Source organism: Clavibacter lycopersici, from assembly GCF_003576405.1.
GTDB classification, from domain to species: Bacteria; Actinomycetota; Actinomycetes; order Actinomycetales; family Microbacteriaceae; genus Clavibacter; species Clavibacter lycopersici.
This window is the reverse complement of record NZ_QWGT01000192.1, coordinates 1-5,460: the sequence shown is the minus strand read 5'-3', so window position 1 is coordinate 5,460 and position 5,460 is coordinate 1. Positions and strand designations below refer to the sequence as shown.

The following is a 5,460-nucleotide window of genomic DNA, read 5'->3' as shown; positions in this document are numbered from 1 at the left end:
CGCCCGCACCGCCCGCCGCCCGCGCGCCGGCCTACCCGCTCGCGATGCGTCCGCTCGACCCGGACGCCGACGCCGCGCTCGTGCACGCGTGGGTCACCGCCCCGCGCGCCCGCTTCTGGCAGATGGAGCACGCGACCCTCGACGACGTGCGGGCCGAGTACCGGTCCATCGCGGCGGATCCCCGGCGCGATGCCTGGATCGGCCTGCATGACGGCGTCCCCGCGTTCCTCGTCGAGGCGTACGACCCCGCGGACGATCCCGTAGGCGCGCACCTCGACCCGCTCCCCGGCGACCGCGGCATGCACCTGCTCGTCGCGCCGCCGTCCGGCGATCCGCTGCCCGGCTTCACGACCGCCGTGATGCGGCACGTCGTCCGGCACCTGCTGCGGGATCCGACCGTGCGTCGCCTCGTCGTCGAGCCGGACGTCCGCAACCAGGCGATCCACCGCCTCAACGAGCGCGTCGGCTTCCGGCCGCTCCGGGTCGTCGACCTCGGCACCAAGCACGCCCTCCTCAGCGTCGCCACGCGCGACGACGCCCTCCTGCACGCCTCATCGGACGGACACGCCATGACCCTGACCCCCGACCGCACGCGCGACGCCGCCGACCCGGCCCGCGTCCCCGTCACGCCGACCACCGCGACCGCGCCCGACGCCCCCGAGCCGGACCCGCGCGTCCACCGTGCCGCGCACCTCCGCCCCGACGTCTGGGCCGCCGCCACGCGCCACCTCGTGCGCAAGGCGCTCGCCGAGTTCGCGCACGAGCTGCTCATCGCGCCGGAGCGCATGGATCCGCCGACGCCGCCGGGCGCGCCCCGCCCGATCCACGACCCCCGCGACTGGGCCGACTACCGCGTCGCGAGCGCCGACGGCCGGAGCGCGTACGCGTACCGGGCCAGGATCCTCGAGCTCGACCACTGGGACATCGAGGAGCGGAGCATCGCCCGCACGGTCGACGGCGCCCCCGCCGAGCTCGACGCGACCGACCTCGTGCTGGACCTCCGCGACCGCCTCGGCATCACCGACGAGGTGCTGCCCGTCTACCTGGACGAGATCCAGAGCACGCTCTCGGCCGCCGCGTTCTCGCGCCTCCGCGACGTGCCCGACGCGCGCGGCCTCCTCACGGCGTCCTACGCGGAGGTCGAGTCGACCATGGACGAGGGCCACCCCTGCTTCGTCGCCACCAACGGCCGCATCGGCTTCGACCTCGACGACCACGACAGGTACGCGCCCGAGGCGGGCGCCGACGTGCGGATCCTCTGGCTCGCCGTCGACGCGCGGCTCGCCCGCTTCACCGCGATCGACGGGCTCGACCGCGAGGCGTTCCTCGACGCCGAGCTCGGCGGATCGACCCGAGCCCGCTTCCGCGCGCGCATGGAGCGGCTCGGCATCGACCCCGCGGAGCGCGTGCTCGTGCCGGTGCACCCGTGGCAGTGGGAGAACGTCGTCACGGTGACCTTCGCGAGCCTCATCGCGCGCCGCGACATCGTGCTGCTCGGCACCGGCGACGACGAGTACGGCGCGCAGCAGTCCATCCGCACGTGGGCCAACCGCACGAGCCCCGGGCGCTGCTACGTGAAGACCTCGCTCTCGATCCTCAACATGGGCTTCACGCGCGGCCTCTCGCCGGCGTACATGGCCGTCACCCCCGCGATCAACGACTGGGTGCACGCGCTGGTCTCGGGCGACGAGGAGTTCGCGCGGCTGGGCTTCGGGATCCTCCGCGAGGTAGCCGCGGTCGGCGTCCGCGACGAGCGCGTCGAGTCGGCCCTGCCGCCCGGCCACTCCCACGGCAAGATGCTGTCCGCGCTCTGGCGGGAGTCGCCCGTGCCGGGACTCGCGGAGGGCGAGCGGCTGATGAGCATGACGAGCCTCCTGCACGTCGACGCCCAGGGCGAATCGGTGCTGGATGCGCTGATCGACGCGTGCGGGATCGGCGCGGCCGCCTGGCTCCGCCGCTGGCTCGACGCCTACCTCGTGCCGCTCGCGCACGCGCTCCTCGCGCACGACCTCGCGTTCATGCCGCACGGCGAGAACGTGATCCTCGTGCTCCGCGACCACGTCGTCGTCCGCGTGCTGATGAAGGACATCGCCGAGGAGGTCGCCCTGTTCGACACGGAGCGCACGCTGCCGGAGGACGTGCGCCGGATCCGCCTGGACGTGCCCGAGGACGAGCGCACCCTCACGGTCTTCACCGACGTGATGGACGGCTTCCTCCGCTTCGCCGCCGCGCTCCTCGAGGACCGCGACGACCTCGGGCCCGACGGCCTGTGGCGCGTCGCGGCCGAGGCGCTCGCCGACCACGAGCGCGCGCACCCGGAGCTCGCCGACCGCATCGCGCGGTTCGACCTCTTCGCGCCGTCCTTCGACCGCTCCTGCCTCAACCGGCTGCAGCTGCGCGACAACCGGCGCATGGTGGACCTCGCGGATCCGGTGCTGCAGATCCACGGCTCGCTGCGCAACCCGCTCGCGCCCCATGCGGGGCTGCGGCCTCGCCACGGGGCCTGACGCCCGGCAGGCTGGCGGCATGACGGGGATGCGCGGGTCCGGCCGGCGCATGACCGGTGCGGTCCTCGTCGCCGTCGCCGTCGGGACGCTCGCCGCCTGCGCGACCGGCGGCGGCAGCGGCATGTGCCGGCACTGGATCCTGACCTCCGGCCCGGCCGACTGGCATGACGGGGCCACGCTGATCGTGGAGGCGGACGTCACCACGGCCGGGCGCACGGTGGACGTCACGGGCGTGTACGACGTGCACGAGGCGAGTCAGACGCGCGTGACGAAGGGGGAGGCGCCCGACGGCACGATCGACGTCATCTCCCCGTCCGTGGACTGCACGACTTCCGGCGAGCCCGTGACGTACGACGGGGCGGACCCGCTCGCCGAGGACGGGCAGTACCGGCTGTACCTCCGTCCGGAGGAGGGGCGGGGCGGAGTCTGGCGCCTGGTCGTGCCCGGCGCCGTCGAGCCGCTCGCCGACTGACGCCTCCCGCGCACACGAGGAGCCGCCGCCCGCGGATGCGGACGACGGCTCCTCGTCGTGTCGGTGCCGGGAGCGTGACCCGGGCGCCCGGGTGGATCAGCTCGCGGCGTGCGCGCCCTGCTCCACCGTGAGCGTGCGGCCCTCCTGACCCTGCGGCTCGTCGGACGTGACCTGGATCTTCCGCGGCTTCGCCCGCTCGCTGACGGGGATGGTGACGCTCAGCACGCCGTTGGCGTAGTGCGCCGAGATGCGCTCGGTGTCGATGCCCTGGCCGAGCGTCAGCTGGCGGAGGAACGTGCCGGCGACGCGCTCGCGCGTCAGCCACCGCACGTTCTGGTCGCCGGCGAGCGTGCGCTCGGCGCGGATGGTCAGCAGCTGGCCGTCGACGTCGATGTCGACGGATCCCGGGTCGATGCCCGGGAGGTCGGCGGCCAGCACGTAGGTGTCGCCCTCGCGGTGCAGGTCGATCGGCATCGGGCGGTTGGCCTGGCGGGTCTCGGCCAGGGCGCCCATGGCGCGGTCCAGCTCGCGGAACGGATCGAAGGTCATGTTCATGTTCGACTCCTGAAGATGATCTGCGGGGTTGAGCCCCCTCGGCTCAACTACGTCGAGATTAGCACTCGGCATGGGGGAGTGCCAAGGCGTTCGCCGACGGCGAATGCATCTCTCACCACCTCTTCAGGCGCGGCGGCGGAGGTCGCGCTCCATGCGTCCGATGAGCGTCCAGACCGCGCGCGACAGGTCCGGGTGCTCGAGCGCGATGCCCCGGAGCAGCCGGTACTCGAACCGCGCGACCACGGCGGGCGCGGTCTCCGGATGGCGCACGCGGGCCAGCTCGGCGGCCATGCCCTCGGCTTCCAGGGCGTCCTGGCGGAGGGTCGCGACCACGTGCTCGTCCACGGTCGGCAGCTGAGGGATCACCTCCCACGGATCGTCGCCGTTCCGGCAGCGGTGCTCGATCACGGCGTCCAGCTCGTCGCGGGCCTCCTGACGCAGCACCTCGAGGCTGGCGGGGAAGCGGGCGTGCACGGGCGGATCCTCTCGGGCGGCGGGCCGCTCGGCGGCGGACCCCTTCACGCTACGTCATGCCCCGGACCACGCCCGACGGGGTGTCCGGGTGCCGTCGGTAGCCTGGAGGTCCGGCCACCAGGAGGACCCATGACCGACCCCGCCCGTCCCGTCGCGCTCGTCACGGGGGCCACCCGCGGCATCGGCCGCGCCGTCGCCGAGGACCTCGGCCGCACCCACCGCGTGATCGTGCACGGCCGCGACCGCGACGCCGTCGACGCGCTCGCCGCCTCCCTCCCCGACGCCGTCGGCTGGGCAGCCGACCTCGCCGCCGGCGGGCTCGGGGGATCCGTCCCCGCTCTCGACCGGCTCGACGTGCTCGTGCACTCCGCCGGCGTGATCGGCGGCGACGCGGTGGCCGGGACGCCCGTCGAGGAGTGGCGCCGCGTCTTCGAGGTCAACGTGTTCGCGGTGGCCGAGGTGACGCGCCTGCTCCTGCCCGCGCTCCGGGCGGCGAAGGGGCAGGTCGTGCTCGTGAACTCCGGATCGGGCTTCGCGGCCAACCCCACGGGCGGCGTCTACGCGGGATCCAAGTTCGCCCTCCGCGCGCTCGGCGACGCGCTCCGCGAGGAGGAGCGCCCGAACGGCGTGCGCGTCTCGAGCGTGCACCCGGGGCGCGTCGCCACCGACATGCAGCGCGAGCTCCGCGCCAAGGAGGGCGGCGAGTACGACGAGACCCGCTACCTCGAGCCCGCGTCCGTGGCGCGCGCCGTGCGCCTCGTGGTCGACCAGACCCGCGACGGCACGCTCGAGTCGGTGTCGCTGCGGCCGTTCGGGGGCTGATCCACGGCAGCCCGTCGGCGTAGCGTGCGGGCATGGCGACTCCCGCGGCGGACGGCGACGACGACTCCGGCCTCGCCGCGGCGGCGGCCGTCCTCGGTGTGACCGCGGAGGCGCGCGTCGTCGGCCGCGGATCGCTCCGCGCCGCGCTGCCCGTCACCGACCTCGCCGTGGCCGCCTTCGGCCTGCTGGGCCGCGCGGTGGCCGCGCTCGCCGACGCCGCCGACCTTCCCGGTCCCCGCGAGGTCGTCGTCCACCGGGGGCGCGCTGAGGCGTGGTGCGGGCAGCACGTGGAGCCCGTGGGCTGGGTGCTGCCCGCGCCGTGGGATCCGCTCTCCGGCTCGTTCCCGACCCGTGACGGCGGCTGGATCCGCACCCACGCGAACGCGCCCCGCCACCGTGCTGCGCTGCTCACGGTCACCGGCTGCGCGCCCGACGCCGACGCCGACGCGCTCGCCCGGGCGATCGCCGGCTGGGCGGCGCGCGACCTCGAGGACGCGGTCGTCTCAGCGGGCGGGGTGGCCGCGGCCCTGCGGAGCGAGGGGGAGTGGGCCGCGACGGAGGCCGGGCGAGCGGTCGCGGCCGAGCCGCTCGTCGCGCGCCAGGACGGCGGCCCGGGGGCGGGATCCTGTG

Annotated in this window: 5 protein-coding genes and 1 pseudogene; 4 read left to right on the top strand and 2 right to left on the bottom strand. The window is 75.1% G+C overall.

The features are described 5' to 3' along the window. Nucleotides 1-2,507: GNAT family N-acetyltransferase (locus DZG00_RS11765; protein WP_375342502.1), on the top strand; the 2,507-nt coding region annotated here is incomplete at its 5' end. 49 nt (nucleotides 2,508-2,556) lie between these two features. After that, a complete protein-coding gene (locus DZG00_RS11760; RefSeq protein ID WP_147359987.1) occupies nucleotides 2,557-2,979 on the top strand; it encodes a hypothetical protein in 423 nt (140 codons plus the stop codon). A 96-nt stretch (nucleotides 2,980-3,075) separates the two neighbouring features. Here the strand turns inward: DZG00_RS11760 and DZG00_RS11755 are convergent, their stop codons facing one another. Together DZG00_RS11755 and DZG00_RS11750 are read right to left on the bottom strand one after the other, a co-directional pair. After that, complete coding sequence (locus DZG00_RS11755; RefSeq protein ID WP_119382632.1) at nucleotides 3,076-3,534, bottom strand: Hsp20/alpha crystallin family protein; 459 nt, start codon at nucleotides 3,532-3,534, stop codon at nucleotides 3,076-3,078. Between the two features lie 123 nt (nucleotides 3,535-3,657). Next, nucleotides 3,658-4,008, bottom strand: a complete 351-nt coding sequence (locus DZG00_RS11750) for a hypothetical protein (protein ID WP_119382633.1) — start codon at nucleotides 4,006-4,008, stop codon at nucleotides 3,658-3,660. Between the two features lie 129 nt (nucleotides 4,009-4,137). On the opposite strand from DZG00_RS11750, the gene DZG00_RS11745 reads away from it, so the two are divergent. Together DZG00_RS11745 and DZG00_RS11740 are read left to right on the top strand one after the other, a co-directional pair. Further along, nucleotides 4,138-4,830: an SDR family oxidoreductase gene (locus DZG00_RS11745; RefSeq protein WP_119382634.1), complete on the top strand. Its 693-nt coding sequence runs from the start codon at nucleotides 4,138-4,140 to the stop codon at nucleotides 4,828-4,830. A gap of 32 nt (nucleotides 4,831-4,862) precedes the next feature. After that, nucleotides 4,863-5,460, top strand: a pseudogene (locus DZG00_RS11740) (hypothetical protein); the annotation flags it as partial.